The sequence below is a fragment of the Pantoea sp. EABMAA-21 genome, from assembly GCF_030053335.1.
Lineage (GTDB): Bacteria > Pseudomonadota > Gammaproteobacteria > Enterobacterales > Enterobacteriaceae > Pantoea > Pantoea communis.
In genome coordinates this window covers 1-24090 of the sequence record NZ_JASGBX010000014.1, presented here as the reverse complement: position 1 = coordinate 24090, position 24090 = coordinate 1, and the positions used below count along the sequence as shown (strand labels likewise).

The window sequence follows — 24090 nt, the reverse complement described above, 5'->3', positions numbered from 1 at the left end:
ATTACTCTTCAGAATCCCCAGCATCTGAGTCATCTGATGATTCGTTAGCGAAGTCTTCGCGACGATCACGACGCTCATCTTTCGCTTTAACCATCGGAGATGCTTCAGTTACCGCGTGCTTAACGCGCATAACCATGCTGCGGATAACGGCGTCGTTGAAGCGGAAGTTAGTTTCCAGCTCGTCAATCACTTCCTGCGGTGCTTCTACGTTCAGCAGAACATAGTGAGCTTTGTGCAGTTTGTTGATTGGGTAAGCCAGCTGACGGCGGCCCCAGTCTTCCAGACGGTGAATCGTGCCCTGTGCACCGGTGATAGCACCAGTGTAACGCTCGATCATACCTGGAACCTGTTCGCTCTGGTCAGGATGGACCATAAATACGATTTCGTAATGACGCATCGATAGCTCCTTACGGATTATTCAGCCTCCTGTCGGGGTCAGCTGCGGCCCATGGAAGCAAGGAACGTTATAGGTTGTGAATCATTTAAATGAAACACACCTCTGAATGCAGCTGAAAAATTGACGCGTAATCATACTGGCGTCCCCCTGGAAACTCAAGCGCACAATTCATCAAATCGCGTGGGTCGTGCCAGTTAAGCGCACCTTTTGTGCTAAGGATTAAGATTCAGCGGGTTAGCGAGGGTTTATTCAAAATTGCTGATGGAGGCGTTCAACAGGGCGATCTGGCATCAATGTGGCGAAGAACTAAACTATTTACAGGCGCAACGGTTTGGCTTATTCGCGGCGTCTGAGAGTGTAATCCCTGGAGTGAGGAGTCGAATATGAAAACCATCATTTTCGCCACTTTACTGGGTCTCTTCCTGTCTCCACCCGCTTTCGCCAGCTCCGCTGACTACGCGCAGCAGATGAGAAGTAACAGCAGCAATGCGGCTTCAGGCTATGTCTATGTCAACCGGCTGGATGCGCCTGGCAGTAACCCAGTCAGTGCGAATACCAGTGCAGCAGATCGTCTGTCTTCACAACTGTAAATCGGATGACGTAACGGGCTGGCTCACTTTGCCAGCCCGAGTTGTTTCTACAGCTGATGTTTGAAAAAACTCACCAGTGCAGTCAGGGCTGAAGGCGTGATTTTGTGGCCGATGTGCTTTTCCGACAGGTAGGTCATTTTTTCGTTCAACGCGGCTTCACGCAGCGCTTTCTCCAGCCGGACGGTTTCAGCGAACGGCACCACCTCATCGGCTTCACCGTGCCATAACAGCAGCGGGCGATTGGCCAGCTTATCCAGTTGCTGGCTGGGATCGTAAGGTGCCAGCGGCGCGAGGCGAGCAGCGAAGGCCTCTTTCTGTTCTGGCGTGCGCGCCACCAGCGGTGGGAACAGCGTGTGGCTGAGCTGCATAAAGTAACCGGAGCCCATCATACAAGCGACGCTATGAATCTGCGGATAGCGCACCATCGCGCCCAACGCCGTCATGCCGCCCATCGAAGCACCAGCCACTGCAAAGCGCTCATCGGCAATCAAATCTTTCTCACGCAGCGCCGCTTCTAACTGTGGTACTTCGTCGATGTTCTGTTTGAGGATCTCCCAAAAGTGCGTCATACGCGCTTCAGTATCCCCGTTGTAGCGCGCGCCGTGCATGTCGGCATCCGGCATCACGACGCGGAACCCAGCCTGCGCCAGCGCCACCGCGAAGTAGCTGTACACTTCTTTGGATGAGGTAAAGCCGTGATAAAACAGGATGGTGGGTAACCGTGCCTGCCGCTGTCCTGCGGGAGCCGCATGGATACACTCAATACCTGCCAGGTTTTCCGTTGCCAACTCAATCATACCGCCTCCGTTGAGAATGATTATCACCCGTCACAGTGTAAGCGCTGAGCGACAAAACGCGAGCGACTTCACATTTAATCAGAATAATTTCTGTACTAAACCTTTTGCCGCATTTGCCGTTGATCTTGTACCCCTCCAATAGTCTTGAAATAGGTACTTTATGAAGCGTCTCTCTCTCAGCGCCATGGGTCTCGGCATTAAACTGTCTGTATTGACGTCTTTAAGCGTGGCGATTGTGCTGTTTACCCTGACCCTAACACTGAGTCATAACGCGGCCCGTCAACTGGAGCAGCTGGCGACTGACGATATGCAAAATCAGGTGCTGGGCATTAATGAAATGGCCACCATGTTTAACGCCACGTTGTCTGAAGAAGTGGCGAACTACACCAAACTTTTCCAGAGCTTCCTGCCCAAGCGCTTTAGTCGTGATGAGAACGATCGCATTCAGGTCGGCGAATTCAGCACGCCTACGCTGCGCGCCGGGCTGAAAACCCTCAACCTCGATCAAATCGCGGTGGATGATTTTCTCGATCGCACCGGTGCGGTGTCGACCATCTTTGTGCGTGACGGTGAAGACTATGTCCGTATTGCTACCTCGCTGAAAAAACAGGACGGTAACCGCGCCATCGGCACCAAACTGGATCGCAGCAGCGCGGCATGGCGCAACGTCAATCAGGGCGAAGTTTATCGCGGACTGGCCACGCTGTTTGGCCATCGTTATATCACCCAGTATCAGCCGGTGCAGGATGAGAGCGGCGCGGTGATCGCTATTCTGTTCGTTGGCGTACAGATCGATACGCAATACGCCCTGATGCGCGACAAAGTGCTGGCGCGCCATCTCGGCGACAGTGGCAACTTCTTTGTGTTGAACGGTGCCACCGGCAGCACGCAGGGACAGTATCTGTTTGATCGTCAATCAGAAGGCAAATTGCCGCGTTGGGATCAGACCGTCCAGCAGCAACTGTTAACCCAGCCAAAAGGGTTAATGAGTATTGAGCTCGATGGCGAGACTAAGTTATTGGCGTGGCAGCAACTGCCGGGCTGGAACTGGATTATTGCCGGAGAAGTGAGTCGTGCCAGCCTGCTGGCCCCTATAACCCAGAGCCGTAACCTGTTTATCGTCATTGGGCTTGCCCTGGTCATCGCTTTTGCCGTGGGCTTTATCTGGTACAGCCGACGCGCCATTACGCGCCCGTTGCAGCAGGTGATTCATCTGGCAGAGCAGTATGCGGCCGGTAATTTGCAGGCGCATCTGGATTCCACCCGCCGTGACGAAATCGGTCAACTGGTCGCGGCCATAAACGGTATCGGCGATGGGCTGGAAAAAGTGGTGAGTCAGGTTCGCTATGCGGCACGCGATATCAGTCGTGGCACTGACACTATCGCCGCCAGCAGCTCCAGCATTAGCGAACAGATCAATCGTCAGGCGAGTAGCGTGGAAGAGACCTCTGCCAGCATGGAGCAGTTTGGCGCGACGGTGGCGCAAACCGCGGCCAACGTCCGCCAGGCGATGGCGCTGGTCGGTGAAGCGGCCAGCACCGTCAATCATGGCGGCAGTACGGTGGCACGCTCGGTCGAAACTATGGCGGAGATCCGCGTGGCTTCACAGAGCATTGCTGATATCACCCATGTGATTGAATCGATCGCTTTCCAAACCAATATTCTGGCACTTAACGCGGCGGTGGAAGCGGCGCGTGCCGGTGAGCATGGCAAAGGCTTTGCCGTGGTCGCAGCGGAAGTCCGTGCGCTGGCGCAACGCAGTGCCAATGCGGCTAAAGAGATCGATAACTTGATCGCCACCTCCATCGATAAAGTAGCGGCTGGCCATGCGCTGTCCGAGCAAACGCGCGATGCAATGCAGCATATCGTCAGCCATATTGAGCAGGTGAAAACGCTGATGGGCGAGATCAATATCGCCGCACAAGAGCAGGCAGCGGGCATTGGTCAGGTTAATCTGGCGATGAATCATATTGGCCAGGCGACGCACCAAAGCAGCGATATGATCACCCAATCGGAAACCACCGCGCAGACGCTAAGCCAGCAAGGTCATCATTTGACGCAGCTGGTGAGTGTTTTTCATCTTAAAGACTGATGTGAAGAAGGAAGATGGCCTAAACTGGAGCCATCTTCCTTTCCAGGAGCGTGTTATGCGTCGCTTTTTACTGGTGCTGAGCCTATTACTAACCGGATGTGCTGCGTTTAAAACCACGCCGGAAGCCCCACCGCCGCCCACCAGCCACGCGCAGGAAATCAGCCGCGCGCAAAGCTATGGCTTGCGCAAGCTGGGCAATATTACGGTCTCTACCCGTGGTTCACCGGATGATGCCGAGCGCGCACTGGCCGCACGCGCGAATCAGGCGGGCGCGGTTTACTACCAAATCCTGATGCTGGATGAAACCACGCTGCCCGGTTTTTGGTACGGTACTGCGATTCTCTATGGTGCGCCTTCAACCAGCGCTGGCGCGCAACAGTAAGCGCGTGCAGAGGTCGTCACTCAACGAACGCCGCCCCCGCATATCCAGGTGTTGATCGCACCAGCCATCAGCCAACGGCGGTTCTGCCACTTTTAACAGAATCGCCGCGCTCGCCAGTTGTAACAGTTCCTGCGTCACCTCACGTGCCATACCTTCCCGCACATGGTTGAGCTGCAGCCTTAACTGGCGCCAGCGACGATCAAAGTGGCGATTGCTACCTTTTACCGCTTCAAATTCATCGTTGAGCATGGTCATGACGTCCGCCTGGCGACCCAGCACGCGCAGCACGTCGAGGCACATCACGTTGCCAGAACCCTCCCAGATGCTATTAACCGGCATCTCACGGTACAGACGCGGCAGTTCACTCTCTTCGCAATAGCCGATGCCGCCCAGCACTTCCATCGATTCTGCCACAAACGGCATGCCCGCTTTGCAGATGCCAAACTTGGCGGCGGGGGTGAACAGTCGCGCATATAAACGTTCGTGCTCGCTGGCGGGGGTGGACCATGCACGCGCTAATCGCATTAGCAGCGCGGTTTGCCCCTCTAACTGCAATGCCTGCTGCGCCAGCACGGTGCGCATTAATGGCTGATCGCTAAGGTTTTTGCCCATCACCTGACGCTGCTGCGCGTGATGCAGGGCAATCGATAAGGCGCGGCGCATTAAGCCATGGCTGCCCAATGCGCAATCAAAGCGTGTCATGCCGCCCATTTTCAGGATCAGCCGCACGCCATCGCCCTCTTCGCCCATCAGCCAGCCAATCGCATCCTGAAATTCCACCTCGGCGCTGGCGTTGGAGCGGTTGCCTAGCTTGTCCTTCAGGCGCTCGATGCGAATGGCGTTGCGCGTGCCATCAGGCAGCAGACGCGGCAGAAAGAAACAGCTCAGCCCTTGCGAAGTCTGCGCCAGAATGAGATGCGCATCGCTTTGCGGCACAGAGAAAAACCATTTGTGACCGGTGATGCGATAAGGCTCGCCTGTGCCGTGCACACCAATCGGTTCCGCGCGCGTGCTGTTGCTGAGCACATCGGTTCCGCCCTGCTTCTCGGTCATGCCCATGCCAATCAACAGGCCGCGCTTTTTGTTGCCCGGCAGGTGATGCGCATCGTAGCGATCGCTCAGCAGCGCCTCGCGCCAATCCGCGTAGGCTTCCGGCAGATGATTTTGCAGTAGCGGAATGGCGGCGTGAGTCATGGTCACCGGACAGAGCGAACCCGCTTCGACCTGAGCATGCAGCATAAATCGCGCTGCACGCGCCACCATCGCATTGGGCTGCACATCGGGCTGCCAGCTGAGGTTGTGCAAGCGGCTGGCGCATAGTCCCTGCATTAGCAGATGCCAGGCCGGGTGAAAGCGCACTTCGTCCAGCCGTTCACCGCGTGCGTCATAGCGCTGCAGCTCAGGCGGTTGGGTATTCGCCAGCCGACCTAATTCCAGCGATTCCGCGCTGCCGAGTTGCAGTCCGACAGAGGCCAGCCATTCGCGGTCCCAGCCAGCACCCTCACGTGCCACTGCCTCGCACAAAGCGATATCGCGGGTGAATAAATTGCTGTTACTGAGAGGATGGGGCTGATTGAAAACGCTGTGGGTTGTCCAGGTCATAATGTGGCATCTCCCTCATAAAACGCATGGTTCAAGTATGAGGGGGATGTGCAGTTATGCCTGGCTCAGAAACACTTTTGCGGTGGGGATCACGCCAAACGCTGGCGTACCGCTTCGAACAGGCAGACGCCGGTGGCGACAGAGACGTTCAGTGAAGAGACGCTGCCCGCCATTGGGATGCTGATCAGCTCATCGCAGTGTTCACGGGTCAGACGACGCATGCCTTCGCCTTCCGCACCCATCACCAACGCCATCGGGCCAGTCATTTTGCTCTGGTACACGGTGTGATCGGCTTCACCTGCGGTGCCAACCACCCAAATGTTGTACTCCTGCAATAAACGCAGGGTACGTGCCAGGTTGGTGACGCGAATCAATGGCACGTTCTCTGCTGCACCACTGGCGACTTTTTTCGCCGTGGCATTCAGCGGGGCGGCACGATCTTTCGGCACGATGACGGCATGCACGCCCGCCGCATCGGCGCTACGCAGGCAGGCACCGAGGTTATGCGGATCGGTAACGCCATCCAGTACCAGTAGAAACGGTTTTTCCAGGCTTTGCAGCAGATCCGGCAGATCGCCTTCCTGATAGTTTTTACCCTGCTTGACGCGTGCCACGATGCCCTGATGCACACCGCCTTCCACCTGGCTGTCGAGCCATTGGCGGTTAGCCACCTGAACCACAATTCCCTGAGCTTCCAGTGCGGCAATCAGCGGCTGCAGGCGACGATCGTCACGGCCTTTGAGAATAAAGACTTCCTGGAAACGCTGAGGATCACGTTCCAGCAGCGCCTGCACGGCATGAATACCAAAAATTATTTCACTCATTTGTTTGCTCAAGGTTGGATGTATCGATTTGAAAATTTGAGTATTAATTTCGGTGCACATAACTGCGCACCCTACAAAACGTGCTGATTTAACGTACGCTCGTCGTCACAACACGCTGAACTAACTTAAAGTCGCCATCACTACGCACTTATCCATGATCTGTCGAGCGGGCGCCATCAAAGCACGCTAGCCTAACTTTGGGGCGCCGTTTAAGGCGACCCCACCTTCAAAGTGCGATCAGGTCTTCAGGCTTCGCGAGCCAACCCTCAAGCTTCGTTAGGTTTCTTCTTCGACCCGCGCTTGGCCTTGGTGGCGGCGGCGATTTTACGGGTTTTCTCAGAGACTTTTTTGCCTTTTTTCTCAGTTTTAGCCGATTTTTCAGCAGGCGCATGCTGCTTCTTCTCGCTGCGGAACGCTGAATCTGGCTCGAATGTGCCCTTCTTACCCGCATCGCGACGACGTCTGGCCGGTGGCTTGCCGCCGCGCTTCTCACGTTCGCGCTCGGTTTTACCTTCACCGCGCGGCGCACGCTTACTGGAAATCAGCGCGAAATCGATTTTGCGCTCATCCATGTGAACCGCTTCAACACGTACTTCCACCGTATCGCCCAGACGATAAGTACGGCCACCGGATTCACCAATCAAACGCTGACCAATCGGATCAAAGCGGTAGTAGTCGTTATCCAGTGAAGAGACGTGCACCAAACCATCGATAAACAGATCGTTGAGACGCACAAAGAAGCCAAAACCGGTCACGCTGGAGATCACGCCGCTAAACACGTTGCCAACCTGATCCTGCATGAAGTCGCATTTCAGCCAGTCCGCAACATCACGCGTGGCTTCATCGGCACGGCGTTCGGTCATCGAACAGTGCTGGCCGAGCTGCAACATCTGCTGCATATCGTAGTGATAACCGCCGTTTGGCGTAGTGTTGCCTTTCAGCGTGCCCTGCTCTTTCGCCAGCAGGTATTTGATCGCGCGGTGTAGCAGCAGATCAGGGTAACGGCGAATCGGTGAGGTGAAGTGTGCATAGGACTGCAACGCCAGGCCAAAGTGACCACGGTTTTCAGGATCGTACACCGCTTGCTTCATTGAGCGCAGCAACATGGTTTGCAGCATTTCTGCATCCGGGCGATCGGCCACTTGCTTGAGCAATTCGGCATAGTCGACAGGCTGCGGTTTCGCGCCTCCTGACAGGCTCAAGCCCAGCTCGTTCAATACGGTGCGGAAGCTTTTGATGCTATCTTCGGTTGGACGATCGTGATCGCGGAACAGTGACGGTTCCTGATGCTTCTCAACATAACGCGCCGAGGCGATGTTGGCGAGAATCATGCACTCTTCGATCAGCTTGTGCGCATCGTTACGCACGGTACGTTCAACGCGATCAATACGACGCTCCGCATTGAAGATAAATTTGGCCTCTTCCGTTTCGAAGGAGATGCCGCCACGCTGCTCACGTGCGGTTTCCAGCTCCTGATACATGTGATGCAGCTCTTCAAGGTGTTTCACCTGCGCGGCATACTGCTCACGCAGCTCGGTATCGCCCTGCAGAATGTTCCACACCTTGGTGTAGGTCAGACGCGCGTGGGAGTTCATCACCGCCTCGTAGTGCTTATAGCCGGTGAGCTTGCCGCTGGAAGAGATGGTCATCTCGCACACCATGCACAGACGATCCACCTGCGGGTTCAGCGAGCACAAACCGTTGGAGAGGATCTCCGGCAGCATCGGCACCACTTGTGACGGGAAGTAAACCGACGTGCCGCGCTGATGCGCTTCGTCATCTAACGCCGTGCCTGGACGCACGTAATAGCTGACATCCGCAATCGCCACCCACAGACGCCAGCCACCACCGCGTTTTTTCTCGCAGTAAACGGCATCATCGAAGTCACGCGCATCTTCACCATCGATGGTGACGAGCGGTAACTCACGCAGATCGACGCGGCCTTTCTTAGCCGCTTCAGGCACCTGTTCTTGCAGTTTCGAAATCTCTTTCTCAACTTCTTCTGGCCAGGTATGTGGGATCTCGTGGGTGCGCAGCGCCATATCGACCGCAAGACCGGTGCCCATGTTATCGCCGAGAATCTCGGTGACCTTACCAATGGCTTTGGTGCGACGGGTTGAGCGCTGGACGATCTCTACAACCACTACCGAGCCCATGCGCGCGCCCTGGGTTTCTTCCTGCGGAATCAGGATGTCGAAGCTCAGGCGGCTGTCATCCGGCACCACAAAACCGGTGCCGGCATCGGTAAAGTAACGGCCAACGATCTGGCTGTTACGGGGTTCCAGCACGCGCACCACGCGTGCCTCGCGACGACCTTTTCGATCCGCGCTGCCTGGCTGTGCCAGAATCACATCACCGTGCAGGCAAAATTTCATCTGCTCAGCAGAGAGATAGAAATCATCTTTCTGGCCTTCGACGCGCAGGAAGCCATAGCCATCACGATGGCCAATCACTTTGCCGCGCAGTAAGTCGAGGCGTTCTGGCAGGGCGTAACATTGACGACGGGTAAACACCAGCTGACCGTCACGCTCCATGGCGCGCAGACGACGGCGCAGCGCTTCGAGCTGCTCTTCGCTGGTGATATTCAATTCCTGGGCAATTTCATCGCGATTGATGGGTTTCTCACGCTTTTCTAACAGCGCCAGAATAAATTCGCGGCTTGGAATGGGGTTGTCGTACTTTTCTGCTTCTCTATCCTGATAAGGATCTTTTGACATTACGGTTCCTCCGATGTCATTTAATTTGGATTGCCACCGGCGGTTCGGACAATAAAATTTGGTACAGTGAATCGTTATCTTTGACCAGATCGGCCAACGTATAGTTATCCAGCTCTTTGAGGAATAACTGGACCGCATCGTGCAGCGCCTTGCGCAGACGACAGGCCGGTGTGATGGCGCACTCTTCACAGTTCACCAGCTGCAAAGGCTCCATTTTTCTCACTACCTGACCAATGACGATTTTTTCCGGGTCCATGCCTAAACGAATTCCGCCGTTTTTACCGCGTGTCGCGGCGACAAAGCCAGCCCGGCTGAGTTGGTTGATGATTTTAACCATATGGTTACGCGACACCCCGTAGGTATCGGTGACTTCGGTAATGTTGGTCTGCTTACCTTCCGGCAACGTCGCCATGTAAATCAGCGCACGCAGACCATAATCGGTGAAACTCGTTAGCTGCACATATACCTCGGTGAATCATCGGGCGTTAGGGTTATGCGCCGGTCGGCGTGGTATTTAAGTATGATGATAAACCAGAGCGTGGAAGCCGGTGCGTTTTTTCTTAAGCAAGTATCGATAATTGCAAGAAAAAAGAGAGTGAGCGGAGTCAAAGAGCGGATAAACAAAGGCCGGACAGTGTCCGGCCATGTAAGATTATGCGTCGAACGGGTCGCGCAGAATCATGGTCTCACTACGGTCCGGGCCAGTTGAAATAATATCAATCGGCACACCGGTCACTTCTTCTACACGCTTGATGTAGTCACGCGCGGCCTGTGGCAGACCTTCCAGCGTTTTCACACCAAAGGTGGTTTCGCTCCAGCCTGGCATGGTTTCGTAGATTGGCTCAATACCTTCCCAACCTTCCGCTGCCAGTGGCGTGGTGGTCATCTCGCGGCCATCCGGCATGCGATAAGCCACACAGATTTTCACTTCTTTCAGGCCATCCAGCACGTCCAGTTTGGTCATGCAGAAACCTGACAGGGAGTTGATCTGTACTGCGCGACGAACGGCAACCGCATCCAGCCAGCCGGTACGACGACGACGACCGGTGGTCGCGCCAAATTCGTGGCCCTGTGCACACAGGAACTCGCCAGTTTCGTCAAACAGTTCGGTAGGGAATGGACCCGCACCAACACGCGTTGAGTAAGCTTTAACGATACCCAGCACGTAATCAACATAACGTGGGCCAATACCGGAGCCCGTCGCCACGCCACCTGCGGTGGTGTTAGACGAGGTCACATACGGATAAGTACCGTGGTCGATATCCAGCAGCGTACCCTGTGCGCCTTCGAACATGATCAGATCGCCACGCTTGCGCGCACCGTCCAACAGGTCAGAAACGTCAACCACCATGCTGGTCAGAATGTCAGCCACAGCCAACGTATCGCTCAGCACTTTTTCGTAGTCAACCGCATCAGTTTTGTAGTAGTTAACCAGCTGGAAGTTGTAGAAATCGACGATTTCTTTCAGCTTAACGGCGAAGGTTTCTTTATTGAAGAGGTCGCTCACGCGCAGACCGCGACGTGCAACTTTATCTTCGTAAGCTGGACCGATACCACGACCGGTGGTACCAATCGCTTTGGCGCCACGCGCTTTTTCGCGCGCCACGTCCATCGCGACGTGATATTGCAGAATCAGTGGACATGCTTCAGAGATCAGCAGACGTTCACGTACCGGCACACCGCGCTCTTCCAGACCTTTCATCTCTTTCATCAGCGCTTCAGGCGACAATACAACACCATTACCAATGATGCTGGTCACGTTATCACGCAGGATGCCAGATGGAATTAAGTGGAGGACGGTTTTTTCACCGTTGATGACAAGTGTATGGCCTGCATTGTGGCCACCCTGGTAACGCACAACGTAATTCGCGCGTTCAGTCAGAAGGTCTACGATCTTACCTTTACCTTCGTCACCCCATTGGGTGCCCAGTACGACGACGTTCTTACCCATTTTTTCAAAATCACCGATTGCTTAAAAATGGATTCTACCATCGGTTTTGCTCACTTTCAGCACTTTTAGCATACGATTGCGCGGTTTTTTGCCCGCGTTTTGATCAATACAACATGTTGGGGGAAACATAGACTGCAAGACACAATTTAGGCGTGCGTTATCGCTCAAATTTAATGCTATGCGCTCGCGTGCACGCTCAGCATGTAATAAATCACCACGCCCGCTACCACTAATCCACCACCAAAACGATGCAGGATGCGATCGGGCAACTGCGCCATAGACAGAATCATGCGGCGCCAGATACGCGGCAGAAACATCGGACCCAGCCCTTCCAGCACCAGAACTAATGCCAGCGCCATCCAGATGGTTGTGTTCATTCTATTTTTCCCAAAAAAAAGGCCGACAACATTGTCGGCCTCAAGGTTATATCAGTTCTTAACGCGCGGTGTTAGTCGGTGCCTTCATAAAGCGGAAGAAATCGCTATCCGGGCTCAACACCATCACATCCTGGTTATCAGAGAAGCTGTTCTCGTAAGCACGCAGGCTGCGGATAAAGGCATAGAAATCAGGATCCTGACCGAAAGCATCTGCAAACAGTTTTGCTGCCTGCGCATCACCTTCACCACGTGAAATCAATGCCTGACGCTGGGCTTCAGCCAAAGTACGTGTGACCTGGTAATCCGCCTGAGCACGCAGTTTTTCAGCCTCTTCCTGACCTTGTGAACGCTGGCTACGGGCAACCGCTTCACGCTCAGCGCGCATACGGTTGTAGATAGCATCAGACACTTCAGCTGGCAGGTTGATCTGCTTGATGCGTACGTCAACCACCTGAATACCCAGGGCAGCCATACTGTTCGGGTTCGGTGCTGGCTCGCTGCTGTTGGTTTCACGCTCTACGCGGGCTGCCGCGCTGGCAATCGCATCATCTGCGGCTGGCGTCTGCACTTCGTCATCACTGCCTGCGGTACCGGTGTTCAACGCATCACGCACGTCGGTGGTCAAACGACCACGTGAATCCGTCACGATGTCTTTCACATCCAGGCGCCCCATCTCAGAGCGCAGACGGTCACTAAACTTACGTTTCAGCAACACTTCAGCCTGAGAAACATCACCACCGCCCGTTGCCAGGTAGTAGCGGCTAAAATCACTGATACGCCACTTGATGTAGGAATCAACGATCAGGTCTTTCTTCTCTTTGGTAACAAAGCGATCGGCCTGGTTGTCCATGGTCTGGATACGTGCATCCAGCGACTTCACAGTTTCAATGAATGGGATCTTGAAATGCAGACCCGGCTCATAAACCTGCGGCTTGTTCTCGCTATCGCGCAGAACTTTACCGAAGCGCAGCACGATACCGCGCTCACCTTCTTGCACCACAAACAGCGATGCGTACAGCGCCACCAGGACGACAATAATTACGGCAATAATTGGCTTACGCATCGATTACTCCCTCCCTGCGCGCTGGGTATCGTTGCGTAACGCATTGGCGCGACGCTGGTCCATGATGCTGCTCGGACTATAAGACGAAGAGTCATCATTGCTGGCACTGCTGCCAGACGAAGGCAGCTTCATCAAATTAGTGTTTTTCTGGCCTGCCTGGCTGCCAGAAATCTGACCACCACGCATCAATTGATCCAGCGGCAGCACCATCAGGCTGTTACCACGGTCATTAACCAGGACTTTACGCGTATGGCTCAGCACGCGTTCCATGCTTTCGATATACAGACGCTCTTTGGTGATTTGCGGTGCGGCTTTGTATTCCGGCAGCAGTAAAGCAAAGCGTGCCACTTCACCCTGCGCTTCTAACACCGTGCGCTCTTTGTATGCACGGGCCTCTTCCAGAATACGCTGCGCCTGACCGTTCGCACGCGGCTGCACTTCATTCGAATAAGCTTCTGCTTCACGCACGTACTGCTCGCGGTTTTCACGTGCGGCGATGGCATCGTCAAACGAGGCCTTCACTTCTTCCGGTGGACGTGCCGCCTGGAAGTTAACGTCAAGCAGGGTAATCCCCATGTTGTAAGGACGGATGGTTTCATCCAGCTCACGTTGCGTCTCGCTACGCACCACGGTACGGCCTTCAGTGAGGATACGATCCATGGTAGAACGACCAATCACACCGCGCAGCGCACTGTCGGTGGCCTGACGCAAACTGTCGTCAGCGCTGGTGACCGCATACAAATACTGCTCAGGATTGGTTACGCGGTACTGCACGTTCATTTCCACGCGCACCACGTTTTCGTCCGACGTCAGCATCACGCCAGAGGCGGCCAGTTCACGCACGGCTTCAACGTTAACGGCACGCACCTGATCGATAAAGGTTGGCTTCCAGTTCAGGCCCGGCTCAACCAGATGGCTGAACTTACCAAAACGGGTCACAACGCCACGTTCTGCTTCTTTGATGGTGTAGAAACCGCTGGCAGCCCAGATGACCACTGCGGCTACGGCAACGATGCCAACCAGTTTGCCACCGCTACCGCCGCCGCGCTGGCCATTGTTGTCACTCTGTTTGCCACCGCCCAGTCCGCCGAGTTTTTTACTCAGCTTACGGAAGATATCATCCAGATCAGGAGGCCCCTGATCGCGCCCTCCCTTATTTCCCCCAGAGTTGCCGCCTTGATTATTGCTGCTTCCCCACGGGTCGCGGTCCTGTCCGTTATTTCCGGGCTGATTCCACGCCATGTTTCTACTCCATTTATTGTATTTACGTTTTTTACCCTTCCTCTTTCGAATTGCGGCCCAGAGAAATAATTGCAGCAATTTTCAACAAGTTAGGTAAAGGCGTTAGGGCAATATCAAACAATATAACTGGCTAATGACGGTTCCTGTTTGCACAAACGACGCCAGTCAACGATTGGCATTCGCACGTGCATACCTACAGAACCATCATCTTCATTCCATTCTTTCTCAATCGCCTGCAGTTGGTAGAAGCGGCTGCGCAAACGGCCCGCTTCTGGCGGCAGACGTAAATCATACTGCGCAATTTCACCGGCTAAGCGTTCAGACAGCGCCTGCCAAAGTAAGGGTAGACCTTCACCGCTCTGAGCAGAAAGCCAGACGCGTGTCGGCTTATTCTCTTCATCACGATCAATACGCGGCACAAAACCGTCCAGCATGTCGATTTTATTCATAATCAACAGCATGGGAATTTCATCCGATTCGATTTCTGCCAATACTTCATTAACGGCGTCGATGTTGTCGTTGACGCGCAAATCGGCAGCGTCAATCACGTGCAGCAAGAGCGTCGCCTGACGTGTTTCCTGCAGTGTGGCTTTAAAGGCCGCCACTAAGTCATGCGGTAAGTGGCGAATAAACCCAACGGTATCCGCTAAAACCACCTCACCCACGTCTGCCACATTCAGGCGACGCAGTGTCGGATCGAGAGTCGCAAACAGCTGATCGGCCGCATATACATTGGCTGACGTCACCGCATTGAACAGGGTAGATTTGCCGGCGTTGGTGTATCCCACCAGCGAAACGGTCGGCACATCGGCTTTGGCGCGTGCTTGTCGGCCCTGTTCGCGCTGCTTCTCCACACGCTCAAGGCGAGAAAGGATGAGACTAATGCGATTACGCAGTAAGCGGCGGTCCGTTTCCAGCTGCGTTTCACCGGGACCACGTAAACCAATACCGCCTTTTTGGCGCTCAAGGTGCGTCCATCCACGCACCAAACGGGTTGCCATGTGGCGTAACTGTGCCAGCTCGACCTGTAATTTACCCTCATGGGTACGGGCGCGCTGAGCAAAAATATCGAGAATTAAGCCAGTGCGGTCGACAACGCGACATTCACACACTCGCTCGAGATTACGTTCCTGGGCAGGCGATAAGGCATGATCGAATAATACGACCGATGCTCCACTCGCTTTCACCGCATCGGCAATTTCAACTGCCTTTCCTTCACCGACAAAATATTTGGGATGTGGCGCTTTACGGCTGCCAGTAATCACATGCAGCGCTTCGACGCCCGCAGAAGAGACAAGAGTTTCGAACTCCTGCAAATCTTCCAGCTCTTTGTCTTGGGAGAACCAGATGTGTACCAGTACGGCCTGCTCACCGGCATCATAACGGTCAAACAAGCTATAACCTCGCTAAAATAAAATAACCAGGACGGGAAAACGCTTTCGCTCCCCAGCCCTGGCTTTACGGCAGCGCAAAATTATTCTGCGTTATCGCCGTCTTGTTGTGGCTGCGACTGAGCGCCCTGGTTGCTTCCGCTATGGTGGTAATTGCTGCTGCCACCGCTACCGCCCGGGTTGTTGCTATGGTGCGAAACCGGACGAGAAGGAACCACTGTAGAGATGGCGTGCTTGTACACCATCTGGCTAACCGTGTTTTTCAACAGAATGACGAACTGATCAAAGGATTCAATTTGTCCTTGCAGCTTAATACCATTCACCAAATAGATCGAAACCGGTACACGTTCACGACGCAATGCGTTCAAAAACGGGTCTTGTAATGATTGCCCCTTAGCCATTCTATCTTTTCCTTATATGCTTGTTGTTTGTTACTTTAAGAACCGTGGTTCAGAAAAACTGCGTAAAAATTTGCGCACGATAACGGACCAATTGTACACAATCATCCCTGCTACGCACTAACTACCTGAAGCACCGCATTACGGGCTAATTCTGGCTCGTCACTGTCTAACCAATGGACGTTTGGCCAGCCACGTAACCAGGTCATCTGGCGTTTAGCGAGCTGCCGGGTGGCGCAAATTCCCCGATAAACCATTTCGTCGTAATCGATTTCACCAGAGAGATAAGACCACATCTGGCGATAACCTACACAACGAATGGAAGGCATATCCGTATGCAAATCACCTCGTGCAAACAGTTCACGAGCCTCCGCTTCAAATCCTGACGCTAGCATCTGGTCGTAACGCAACGCAATGCGTTGATGTATCAGTTCACGATTTGCCGGAGCGATAGCAAACTGGTACACGTCGTAGGGTAACGCTTCGCCGGATGTTTTTGTCAGTTCCGTTAAAGTTTTACCCGAAATAAAAAAAACTTCCAGTGCTCGCGAAAGTCTCTGCGGATCATTCGGATGAATACGACTACCGGCGACCGGATCGATTTCACACAGCTGGCGGTGTAGGGCTTCCCACCCTTTCTCCGCCGCCATTTGCTCTATCCGCTGACGCACCTCGGGATCGGCCGAGGGCAACGGCGACAATCCTTCAAGCAACGCCTTGAAGTAGAGCATGGTTCCACCAACAAGCAACGGAATCTTACCCTTTTGGGTAATCTCCGCCATTTCTGCCAGCGCATCGCGACGAAACTCAGCGGCGGAATACGCTTCCGCCGGATCGCGAATGTCCAGCAAACGATGGGGCGCCAGTGCTAACTCTTCTGCCGACGGTTTCGCCGTGCCAATATCCATCCCGCGATAGATTAAGGCAGAGTCAACGCTGATAAGTTCCACCGGAAGTTGCTGACGCAGCGAAATCGCTAATGCCGTCTTACCGGAGGCGGTAGGCCCCATCAAAAAAATTGCCTTTGGCCGGCTAGCCTGGTTTAGTTCACTCATGCTTCAACGCGTTAATCGCGCTCTCAATCTCAATGGTCTGTAACAGACCTGAAGGCGGCGACTTGAGCAGATGCGGGCATAGCCTTTCCAGCTCTGCCAGCAGTGCAATCGCCTGCGAGTGATTCCAGTGAGCGTGTTCTGCATCATCACGACGTGCCAGCCATTGGGCCAACGCAGATGCAGAAACCTCTTGCTGCCGGGCCAAGTAGCCTAACAGTTCTGGAATCAAGATTTGTAAATTTTGTGTGCGTAACGGTAAAGGGACGGCGCGTAAGGTGACGTGCTGACCTTCTCGTTGTAAATCAATGCCCATCAGCCTCAATAACGCGCCCTGAACATCGATCACATTCAACTCTTCTTTGGCAATTTTCAGCCGGACCGGGATCAGTAAAGGTTGAGGTTTCAAGCCCTCTTCTCCCGGTTGTAACTGGGCCTGTTTCAGCCAGCGTGAGGCCACATTCAGTGACAACAACTGTAATTGATGACCCCGTTCCAGCAGCGCATATTGCTCATGCATCACGCTCAGCATACGACCAAAACTTTGCGCATGTGCAGCCAACGGCGCTTCGCGTGCTTCAGGCTGACGCACGGGAGCCGGTTGCGGCGCGGCGGCGCGAGGGGCTTCGGCCACAGGCGTTTTCATTAACTGCTGGTAGGCGGCCCCTTCACGTGCACGATACACCGGCTCTTTATTCTGCCAACCCGCGTGCGTTCCCGCCGCAGCCGCACCGCTGCTGCTGGAGCTGGAGCTGGAGCTGGTGCTATTGCGTGATGGGCTCACGGGTTGCGCAAAGTGATTCGCACCCGCGGCCTGTCGGTTCTCTGGCTGCCACTTTGGCGCGGGCTCTTCCGCATGCGCGATGGGCAACTCTGCGGCACGGCTCGCCTGCAACGCACTCATGACGCCCTGCCAGATGAAATCATGCACCAGCCGTGACTGGTGAAAACGGACTTCATGCTTGGCGGGATGAACATTGACATCCACCTGATGGGGATCGATCTCCAGATAAAGCACATAAGCGGGCTGTTGATCTTCCCCCAACTGCGTCTGATACGCCTGCCGAATCGCATGGTTGATCAGCTTGTCACGCATCATGCGGCCATTGACGTAACAATATTGCAGATCCGCAACCTGACGTGACCCGGCGGGATCGGCCACCCATCCACGTAACGCCAGATCGTCATGTTGCCAGTCAATGCGCAGAGCATGTTGCATAAAGGGGGTGCCACAGATAGCGCCAAGACGGCGTTCACGCTGCGCTTCCTGATCCACCGCGCGATACTGGCGAATCATCTTGCCGTTGTGGGTCAGCGAAATTGCCACGTCAAAGCGCGCCAGCGCGATACGGCGAATCACTTCATCAATATGGGTAAATTCGGTCTTCTCAGTGCGCATGAACTTGCGCCGCGCCGGGGTGTTGTAAAACAGATCGAGCACTTCCAGCGACGTCCCGACAGGATGTGCTGCAGGTTTCACCGTGACATCCATATCTCGTCCTTCCGCATAGGCTTGCCAGGCTTCGTGTTGATCCGCGGTGCGAGAGGTTAGCGTGAGGCGTGAAACCGAACTGATACTGGCGAGGGCTTCGCCGCGAAAACCGAGGCTCATAATCGCCTCAAGATCATCCAGCGAAGCAATTTTACTGGTGGCATGGCGAGCCAATGCCATGGCCAGTTCGGCTTTGGCGATGCCACAACCGTTATCGCGGATGCGAATCAACTTCGCGCCGCCTTTTTCGATATCAACGTCAATGCGCGTCGCGCCGGCATCAAGACTGTTTTCCACCAGCTCTTTTACGACCGATGCCGGGCGCTCAACCACTTCGCCGGCGGCAATCTGGTTCGCCAGCTGCGGCGGTAAAATCTGTATTGGCATGGTGGTGATCCTTTAAGCAGACTGGCGCCGCAGCGCCAGCAATCAGGATTGTGGAATCTTTAAGTTTTGCCCCAGCATCACGTTGCTCGACTTCATATTATTCGCCTGCATGATGGCTTTGGGGCTGACACCATAATGAGCGGCGATCCCAGTGAGTGAATCACCGCGTACCACTTTGTGTCGGGTAGGACGCCTCGCAGCGGTCACGCTCACGCCCGATTTTGCCGGGACTTTCAAGTGTTGCCCGACCCACACCACATCGCGTTTCAGGCTATTGAGGTCACGCAGAGTTGCCATGCTGACACCGTATTTGGCGGCAATACCTGACAACGTCTCACCACGCGTCACCGTATGGCGCTGCGTCGCGCCAGTGTATTGCACGGTTCCGGTTGCCGGGTTGCTGGCAACGCTAACCGCTGGTGCGCTGTCCAGCGGCCGGTTTTCCTCCTTTGGGATGGATTGCAGCGGATGCGCGAGGAAATAGTTGCGCAGTCCTTTATAGATCGACTGAGCAATTTTCTCCTGATACGCGCTGCTGCCAAGCAGCCGCTCCTCCGCCGCGTTACTGATAAAGCCAGTCTCAACCAGTAAAGAAGGGATATCCGGGGAACGCAACACGCCTAAGCTGGCATGCTCCGGTAAACGTTTGTGCAACGGCGTCACTCCGCGCAGTTGCTGCAGCACTTTCACCGCGACATCATAGCCAACGCGCTGTGAATGCCCGAATTGCAGATCCAGTACCGCCTGGCTTAAGTAAGGATCAGCCTGGCTGTTTGCCAGTAAATCACCGGCACCGCCCAGCAATTCGGACTGCTTCTCTTTCTGTTCCAGCCAGTTCGCCATTTCGTTATTGGCGCGGCGGTTTGATAACACCCAAACGGATGCGCCGGTCGCCGAATGGTTGGGCGCGGCGTCGGCGTGAATCGATACCAGTAAATTGGCATTCTCTTTTCGCGCCACCTCGGAACGCCCCATCACCGAGATAAAGTAATCGCCGTTTCGCGTCAGCACGGGCTTAAACATCGGGTCCTGATCCATCAGCGCTTTCAGTTTGCGCGCAATGGCAATGGTGACGTTCTTCTCGTGCAGGCCATGCTGGCCCGATGCGCCGGGATCCTGACCACCGTGGCCGGCGTCAATCGCCACAATCACCGTGTCATTGCGTGAAACGGCGCCACCCGGACGTACCGTGGTGTTGCTGCTGGTGACGGCGGTCACCGGATTGGCATTAAAGGGATTCGCCGCACTCTCGCTCTGGCGAGCGGTGGTCACCGGTGCGGCAGCAGTGCTGCGTTTTGCCGGTTGCGTACCGCGAATGGTAAACACCACGCGATACTGATTGCCGTCACGTTGGGTGCTGGCACGCGTGTGTGCCGCCTGGGTCAGTTCGAACACCAAACGAATACTCTGTTTATCTTTCGGCTGGCTATTGCGAATGCGTTGTACGATGTTTTCGCCGCTAAAGTTCAGCGGCAAGCCCTTAATCGCGCCACTTTGCCGAATATCCAGCACCACACGATTGGGGTTATGCAGCGGGAAGAAACCATACACGGGTTGACTATTAAAACTCAGCGTGACGGTTGCCTGACTGTCGCCGTTTTCGACTTTGATATCTGACAAGGTGGCAGATAACCCAGAAGCAGAAACGATACAGAGCGCAGCCAGCAGAATCCCTTTCATCCATGCGGTCATGCCGACTCCCTGCCTTGCTGGAACTGGGCCAGCAGCGTTTCACCCACTGCAGAAACCGCGCTGATCTCCGCTTCTCGCGCCGCGTCCACGTAGCGCAGCGTCAATGCCAGATCGGGCTCGGGTAATACGCCAGCGCCCTGCTGCGGCCATTCGACCAGGCACAATGCATCCCCGCTGAAGTAATCGCGGATACCCATAAACTCCAGCTCTTCAGGATCGGCCAGGCGATAAAGATCGAAGTGATACAGCGTGCGTGAGCCGAGTTCGTAGGGCTCCACCAGCGTATAGGTTGGGCTTTTCACATTACCCTGATGGCCAAGCGCCTGCAAAAAGCCGCGGCTAAACGTGGTTTTACCGGCGCCGAGATCGCCATAAAGATAGATCACCAACGCGCTGCTGCAAACGCGGGCAAGTTGCGCACCCAGATTTAGGGTTGCCGCCTCATCGGGCAAAGGGATAACACAGGTTTTCATGCTTTATTGTTGGATCATCTCTGGATTAACAAACTGCCACAGCAGTTCGAACAAATCAGTGGCTAACATGCCGCGCGTACCGCGCTGCCGGGCAACCGCATCTGCCGCTGCACCGTGTGCGACACAGCCCGCGCAGGCTGCCTCAAGTAAAGTCAGTTTCTGGCCCAGCATGGCCGCAATGATACCGCTCAGGACATCGCCCATGCCGCCGGATGCCATCCCTGCATTGCCTACATCCGCAATCGCGATGTCACCTGCCGCGCTGGCCACGATCGTGCCTGCGCCTTTCAGCACCACCACACCGCCGTAGCGTTTAGCGAGCGTTTGCGCCGCCTGTAAGCGGTCGCGCTCGACCTCACTGGTCTTCACGCCTAACAGCCGTGCGGCCTCGCCAGGATGCGGAGTAATGATGCGATTCTGACGGTAATCCGGCTTGATTGCCAGCAGGTTAAGCGCATCAGCATCCCAAAGCATCGGCTTTTCACTAGACGCGACTTTTTTCAGTGCCTTCTGAGCCCACTCACGTTGTCCCAGTCCGGGCCCGATAGCGATCACATCTGCCCATTGCAGGGCCTGTTCCAGCGTTTCTTCACGTAGCACATCGACCATGAGCTCCGGCCGCGCGGTCAGAATCGGGCCGATATTATCTTCATGCGTGAGCACGCGCACAAGCCCAGCACCACTGCGCAGCGCCGCTTCCGCCGTCATTCGAATCGCCCCGGCGGTGCCAGTATCCCCTCCCACTACCACTAAACGTCCATGGTCACCTTTGTGCGAAGTGGCTTTTCGTGGTTTCAGCCAGTGCACCAGATCAGCCACATCGTAGCGTTGAATGGGATCCGTCTCGCCTGCGAGGAAGGTGTTCAGCCCTAGCGCATCACAATGTAATCGACCCACGTGATCGCGAGCTTTACCAGTCAACAATCCCGGTTTCAGCACAATCATACTCAGGGTGACATCCGCGTTGATGGCATTGCCCGGCGTAGTGCCAGTGGCAGCATTCAATCCCGATGGAATATCTATCGCGAAGATGGGCGCGGCATGTGCATTGGCCAGATCAATCAATTCATCGTAAGGCGCGGCTGGCGCACGATTGATCCCGGTGCCGAGCAATGCATCGATGATCACATCAATGTTTTGCGGCCATGACGCATCCGGGGCATGTATCACCCCGCCCGCCGCCAGCCAGGCTTCTTGCGCCTGCTGCGCTTCTTCCGGCAAGGGTTTATTACCACTGCACGCCAGCAATGTGACGCGCAATCCTGCCGCCTGCGCCAGTCGCGCCACCACATAGCCATCGCCCCCGTTATTACCCTGTCCGCACAGAATCAGCCAGTGCTGCGCCTGCGGCCACTGTGCCCGCACTCGCTCATAGCTCGCCTGCCCGGCGCGCAACATTAATTCGTACAAGGTTAAACCCAGGCTATCCGCCGCATCGCGCTCCAGTTGCCCTATCGCCTGCGCAGGCCAGACAGAGTGTGATAAACTGCGCGGGTTTGCTTCAATTGCCTGGTTTCTCATGTCATACCCTCTCGATCTTCAACAGCTTGCCCACCAAATTAAACAGTGGGGGCGCGAACTCGGCTTTCAGCAGGTTGGTATTTGCGATACCGATCTTAGCGCTGAAGAGCCCAAATTACAGGATTGGCTGGAGAAGCAATATCACGGAGAGATGGACTGGATGGCGCGCCACGGCATGATGCGTGCCCGCCCACACGAACTCCTGCCCGGCACACTGCGCGTGATCAGCGTGCGCATGAACTATCTTCCCGCCAAAGCAGCGTTTGCCAGCACCTTAAAAAATCCCCAGTTGGGTTATGTCAGCCGCTATGCGCTGGGCCGCGATTATCACAAAGTATTGCGCAATCGCCTGAAAAAGCTTGGAGAAATGATTCAGGCGCATTGTGGCGAACTCAACTTTCGCCCATTTGTCGATTCCGCCCCCATCCTTGAACGGCCGATTGCCGCCAAAGCAGGCCTGGGCTGGACCGGTAAACACTCGCTCATTCTCAATCGCGAAGCCGGTTCCTGGTTCTTTCTCGGCGAGTTGCTGATTGATTTGCCGTTGCCCGTCGATCAGCCACAGGAAGAACAGTGCGGTCGCTGCGTCGCCTGCATCACTATTTGCCCGACTTCCGCTATCGTTGAGCCTTATGTGGTTGACGCGCGGCGCTGTATTTCCTATCTCACTATTGAGCTGGAAGGTGCGATACCGGAAGAATTCCGTCCGCTGATTGGTAACCGCATCTATGGATGTGACGATTGCCAGCTTATCTGTCCGTGGAATCGTTATGGTCAGTTGACCGATGAAGATGATTTCTCGCCGCGCGCGGTGCTGCACGCGCCGCCGTTGGTGGATCTCTTCAAGTGGGATGAAGCGAAATTCTTGCGAGTCACTGAAGGCTCTGCGATTCGCCGCATCGGCCACTTACGCTGGCTGAGGAATATCGCAGTGGCATTGGGCAATGCGCCCTGGGCAGAAGAAAATCTGGCGGCGTTGCAAATGCGTAGCGGTGAAAACGCCATGCTGGATGAGCATATTGACTGGGCCATCACGCAGCAATTACAGAGGCGTGCGGCACAGAGCGTGGATGTTCAGCCCGCGAAGAAACAGCGCTTAGTGCGCGCCGTCGAGAAAGGCCTGGTCCGTGATGCGTGATTAACCAATCGCGCAGGATAAAATCCTTTTCCACATGCTGTGAATAAAATTATAAAGCCGAATAGTGACGAGGATCATTATATCGTTTACCAAGACTATTCACAGACTGAAATACCTTTAATTCATTAACAATCAATGAGTTAAATGATTATTGTAAACATTTAAGTAGAATATTGCGCGCAGGGGCTTGTCCAGAGCTTGTGGATAACTCTGTTCAAAACAGTTTTGCAGATAGGGTAAAACGCCGTCGGTACGTTGCAGGCGCATTGTGGATAACCTGTAAGATAACTGCAACAGACTACAGGCATCGTTGGTGCTAATGCGGTACGTAAAATTTCCAGAAAGAAAACCAGGCCGCATGAGATCGATAAAGACTGCAGCAGTTTTAAGTCTGATTACGCCCGAGAGCAAATAACATTAGTGAATATGAAAATCTGGAGCGGGAAACGAGACTCGAACTCGCGACCCCGACCTTGGCAAGGTCGTGCTCTACCAACTGAGCTATTCCCGCA

General features: G+C 54.8%; 21 protein-coding genes and 1 tRNA gene. 4 read left to right on the top strand and 18 right to left on the bottom strand.

The window, feature by feature from the left end:
• Position 1: 1 nt before the first annotated feature.
• Positions 2-397 (bottom strand): 30S ribosomal protein S6, encoded by a 396-nt coding sequence (gene rpsF, locus QMZ65_RS18890; RefSeq protein WP_034829324.1) that lies wholly within the window; start codon positions 395-397, stop codon positions 2-4.
• A 383-nt stretch (positions 398-780) separates the two neighbouring features.
• Between rpsF and QMZ65_RS18885 the strand changes: the two genes are divergently transcribed.
• Positions 781-987, top strand: coding sequence for a hypothetical protein (locus QMZ65_RS18885; RefSeq protein WP_034829327.1), 207 nt, complete (start codon positions 781-783; stop codon positions 985-987).
• A 47-nt stretch (positions 988-1034) separates the two neighbouring features.
• On the opposite strand, the gene yjfP is transcribed toward QMZ65_RS18885, so the two are convergent.
• Complete coding sequence (gene yjfP / locus QMZ65_RS18880) at positions 1035-1784, bottom strand: esterase (RefSeq protein ID WP_097119493.1); 750 nt, start codon at positions 1782-1784, stop codon at positions 1035-1037.
• A gap of 160 nt (positions 1785-1944) precedes the next feature.
• Here yjfP and QMZ65_RS18875 point away from each other — a divergent pair, with 160 nt between their 5' ends.
• Both QMZ65_RS18875 and bsmA read left to right on the top strand, forming a co-directional pair.
• Positions 1945-3876: a methyl-accepting chemotaxis protein gene (locus QMZ65_RS18875; protein ID WP_283216503.1), complete on the top strand. Its 1932-nt coding sequence runs from the start codon at positions 1945-1947 to the stop codon at positions 3874-3876.
• 55 nt (positions 3877-3931) lie between these two features.
• Positions 3932-4258 (top strand): biofilm peroxide resistance protein BsmA, encoded by a 327-nt coding sequence (gene bsmA, locus QMZ65_RS18870; RefSeq protein WP_097119492.1) that lies wholly within the window; start codon positions 3932-3934, stop codon positions 4256-4258.
• On the opposite strand, the gene QMZ65_RS18865 is transcribed toward bsmA, so the two are convergent.
• The 15 genes from QMZ65_RS18865 to nnr form a co-directional block, all read right to left on the bottom strand.
• Positions 4232-5860: an isovaleryl-CoA dehydrogenase gene (locus tag QMZ65_RS18865; RefSeq protein ID WP_283003478.1), complete on the bottom strand. Its 1629-nt coding sequence runs from the start codon at positions 5858-5860 to the stop codon at positions 4232-4234. The two genes, bsmA and QMZ65_RS18865, sit on opposite strands and share 27 nt — an antisense overlap.
• 89 nt (positions 5861-5949) lie before the next feature.
• Positions 5950-6684, bottom strand: a complete 735-nt coding sequence (gene rlmB, locus QMZ65_RS18860) for a 23S rRNA (guanosine(2251)-2'-O)-methyltransferase RlmB (RefSeq protein WP_034829342.1) — start codon at positions 6682-6684, stop codon at positions 5950-5952.
• 266 nt (positions 6685-6950) lie between these two features.
• Positions 6951-9401, bottom strand: a complete 2451-nt coding sequence (gene rnr, locus QMZ65_RS18855) for a ribonuclease R (RefSeq protein WP_283216502.1) — start codon at positions 9399-9401, stop codon at positions 6951-6953.
• 16 nt (positions 9402-9417) lie between these two features.
• The gene (gene nsrR / locus QMZ65_RS18850; protein WP_034829346.1) at positions 9418-9861 is read right to left on the bottom strand and encodes a nitric oxide-sensing transcriptional repressor NsrR; all 444 of its coding nucleotides are present in this window, start codon (positions 9859-9861) and stop codon (positions 9418-9420) included.
• A 192-nt stretch (positions 9862-10053) separates the two neighbouring features.
• On the bottom strand, positions 10054-11352 hold the full coding sequence (locus tag QMZ65_RS18845; RefSeq protein WP_097119488.1) for an adenylosuccinate synthase: 1299 nt from the start codon (positions 11350-11352) through the stop codon (positions 10054-10056).
• A gap of 176 nt (positions 11353-11528) precedes the next feature.
• A complete protein-coding gene (locus QMZ65_RS18840) occupies positions 11529-11729 on the bottom strand; it encodes a DUF2065 domain-containing protein (protein ID WP_034829350.1) in 201 nt (66 codons plus the stop codon).
• Positions 11730-11787: 58 nt separating this feature from the next.
• Positions 11788-12792 carry a protease modulator HflC gene (gene hflC, locus QMZ65_RS18835; protein WP_034829352.1) on the bottom strand — a complete coding sequence of 335 codons (1005 nt, stop codon included), beginning with the start codon at positions 12790-12792 and terminating at the stop codon, positions 11788-11790.
• Positions 12793-12795: 3 nt separating this feature from the next.
• Positions 12796-14034, bottom strand: a complete 1239-nt coding sequence (hflK, locus tag QMZ65_RS18830; RefSeq protein WP_034829354.1) for an FtsH protease activity modulator HflK — start codon at positions 14032-14034, stop codon at positions 12796-12798.
• Between the two features lie 113 nt (positions 14035-14147).
• Positions 14148-15428, bottom strand: a complete 1281-nt coding sequence (gene hflX / locus QMZ65_RS18825; RefSeq protein ID WP_097119487.1) for a ribosome rescue GTPase HflX — start codon at positions 15426-15428, stop codon at positions 14148-14150.
• Positions 15429-15508: 80 nt separating this feature from the next.
• Positions 15509-15826, bottom strand: a complete 318-nt coding sequence (gene hfq, locus QMZ65_RS18820) for an RNA chaperone Hfq (RefSeq protein WP_034829366.1) — start codon at positions 15824-15826, stop codon at positions 15509-15511.
• Positions 15827-15936: 110 nt separating this feature from the next.
• On the bottom strand, positions 15937-16878 hold the full coding sequence (gene miaA / locus QMZ65_RS18815; RefSeq protein ID WP_034829369.1) for a tRNA (adenosine(37)-N6)-dimethylallyltransferase MiaA: 942 nt from the start codon (positions 16876-16878) through the stop codon (positions 15937-15939).
• Entirely contained in the window at positions 16871-18754 is a 1884-nt protein-coding gene (gene mutL, locus QMZ65_RS18810; RefSeq protein WP_283216501.1) for a DNA mismatch repair endonuclease MutL, read from the bottom strand. Before mutL ends, miaA begins: the two co-directional genes overlap by 8 nt.
• A 42-nt stretch (positions 18755-18796) precedes the next feature.
• Positions 18797-20434 (bottom strand): N-acetylmuramoyl-L-alanine amidase AmiB, encoded by a 1638-nt coding sequence (amiB, locus tag QMZ65_RS18805; protein WP_502921537.1) that lies wholly within the window; start codon positions 20432-20434, stop codon positions 18797-18799.
• An 8-nt stretch (positions 20435-20442) separates the two neighbouring features.
• Positions 20443-20919, bottom strand: a complete 477-nt coding sequence (gene tsaE, locus QMZ65_RS18800) for a tRNA (adenosine(37)-N6)-threonylcarbamoyltransferase complex ATPase subunit type 1 TsaE (RefSeq protein WP_034829377.1) — start codon at positions 20917-20919, stop codon at positions 20443-20445.
• Positions 20920-20922: 3 nt separating this feature from the next.
• Positions 20923-22440: a bifunctional ADP-dependent NAD(P)H-hydrate dehydratase/NAD(P)H-hydrate epimerase gene (nnr, locus tag QMZ65_RS18795; RefSeq protein WP_283216499.1), complete on the bottom strand. Its 1518-nt coding sequence runs from the start codon at positions 22438-22440 to the stop codon at positions 20923-20925.
• Here nnr and queG point away from each other — a divergent pair.
• Entirely contained in the window at positions 22439-23578 is a 1140-nt protein-coding gene (gene queG / locus QMZ65_RS18790; RefSeq protein ID WP_097119483.1) for a tRNA epoxyqueuosine(34) reductase QueG, read from the top strand. The two genes, nnr and queG, sit on opposite strands and share 2 nt — an antisense overlap.
• A gap of 435 nt (positions 23579-24013) precedes the next feature.
• Here the strand turns inward: queG and QMZ65_RS18785 are convergent.
• Positions 24014-24089, bottom strand: a tRNA-Gly gene (locus QMZ65_RS18785).
• Position 24090: the final 1 nt, after the last annotated feature.

What these genes read in the sequence shown, in the direction of transcription:
- yjfP (WP_097119493.1), bottom strand. Translation starts at nt 1,784, where the DNA reads ATGATTGAGTTGGCAACGGAAAACCTGGCAGGTATTGAGTGTATCCAT.
- QMZ65_RS18845 (WP_097119488.1), bottom strand. Translation starts at nt 11,352, where the DNA reads ATGGGTAAGAACGTCGTCGTACTGGGCACCCAATGGGGTGACGAAGGT.
- hflC (WP_034829352.1), bottom strand. Translation starts at nt 12,792, where the DNA reads ATGCGTAAGCCAATTATTGCCGTAATTATTGTCGTCCTGGTGGCGCTG.
- bsmA (WP_097119492.1), top strand. Translation starts at nt 3,932, where the DNA reads ATGCGTCGCTTTTTACTGGTGCTGAGCCTATTACTAACCGGATGTGCT.
- hflK (WP_034829354.1), bottom strand. Translation starts at nt 14,034, where the DNA reads ATGGCGTGGAATCAGCCCGGAAATAACGGACAGGACCGCGACCCGTGG.
- hfq (WP_034829366.1), bottom strand. Translation starts at nt 15,826, where the DNA reads ATGGCTAAGGGGCAATCATTACAAGACCCGTTTTTGAACGCATTGCGT.
- amiB (WP_502921537.1), bottom strand. Translation starts at nt 20,434, where the DNA reads ATGAAAGGGATTCTGCTGGCTGCGCTCTGTATCGTTTCTGCTTCTGGG.
- miaA (WP_034829369.1), bottom strand. Translation starts at nt 16,878, where the DNA reads ATGAGTGAACTAAACCAGGCTAGCCGGCCAAAGGCAATTTTTTTGATG.
- tsaE (WP_034829377.1), bottom strand. Translation starts at nt 20,919, where the DNA reads ATGAAAACCTGTGTTATCCCTTTGCCCGATGAGGCGGCAACCCTAAAT.
- rnr (WP_283216502.1), bottom strand. Translation starts at nt 9,401, where the DNA reads ATGTCAAAAGATCCTTATCAGGATAGAGAAGCAGAAAAGTACGACAAC.
- mutL (WP_283216501.1), bottom strand. Translation starts at nt 18,754, where the DNA reads ATGCCAATACAGATTTTACCGCCGCAGCTGGCGAACCAGATTGCCGCC.
- rlmB (WP_034829342.1), bottom strand. Translation starts at nt 6,684, where the DNA reads ATGAGTGAAATAATTTTTGGTATTCATGCCGTGCAGGCGCTGCTGGAA.
- QMZ65_RS18875 (WP_283216503.1), top strand. Translation starts at nt 1,945, where the DNA reads ATGAAGCGTCTCTCTCTCAGCGCCATGGGTCTCGGCATTAAACTGTCT.
- QMZ65_RS18840 (WP_034829350.1), bottom strand. Translation starts at nt 11,729, where the DNA reads ATGAACACAACCATCTGGATGGCGCTGGCATTAGTTCTGGTGCTGGAA.
- queG (WP_097119483.1), top strand. Translation starts at nt 22,439, where the DNA reads ATGTCATACCCTCTCGATCTTCAACAGCTTGCCCACCAAATTAAACAG.
- rpsF (WP_034829324.1), bottom strand. Translation starts at nt 397, where the DNA reads ATGCGTCATTACGAAATCGTATTTATGGTCCATCCTGACCAGAGCGAA.
- QMZ65_RS18865 (WP_283003478.1), bottom strand. Translation starts at nt 5,860, where the DNA reads ATGACCTGGACAACCCACAGCGTTTTCAATCAGCCCCATCCTCTCAGT.
- nnr (WP_283216499.1), bottom strand. Translation starts at nt 22,440, where the DNA reads ATGAGAAACCAGGCAATTGAAGCAAACCCGCGCAGTTTATCACACTCT.
- QMZ65_RS18885 (WP_034829327.1), top strand. Translation starts at nt 781, where the DNA reads ATGAAAACCATCATTTTCGCCACTTTACTGGGTCTCTTCCTGTCTCCA.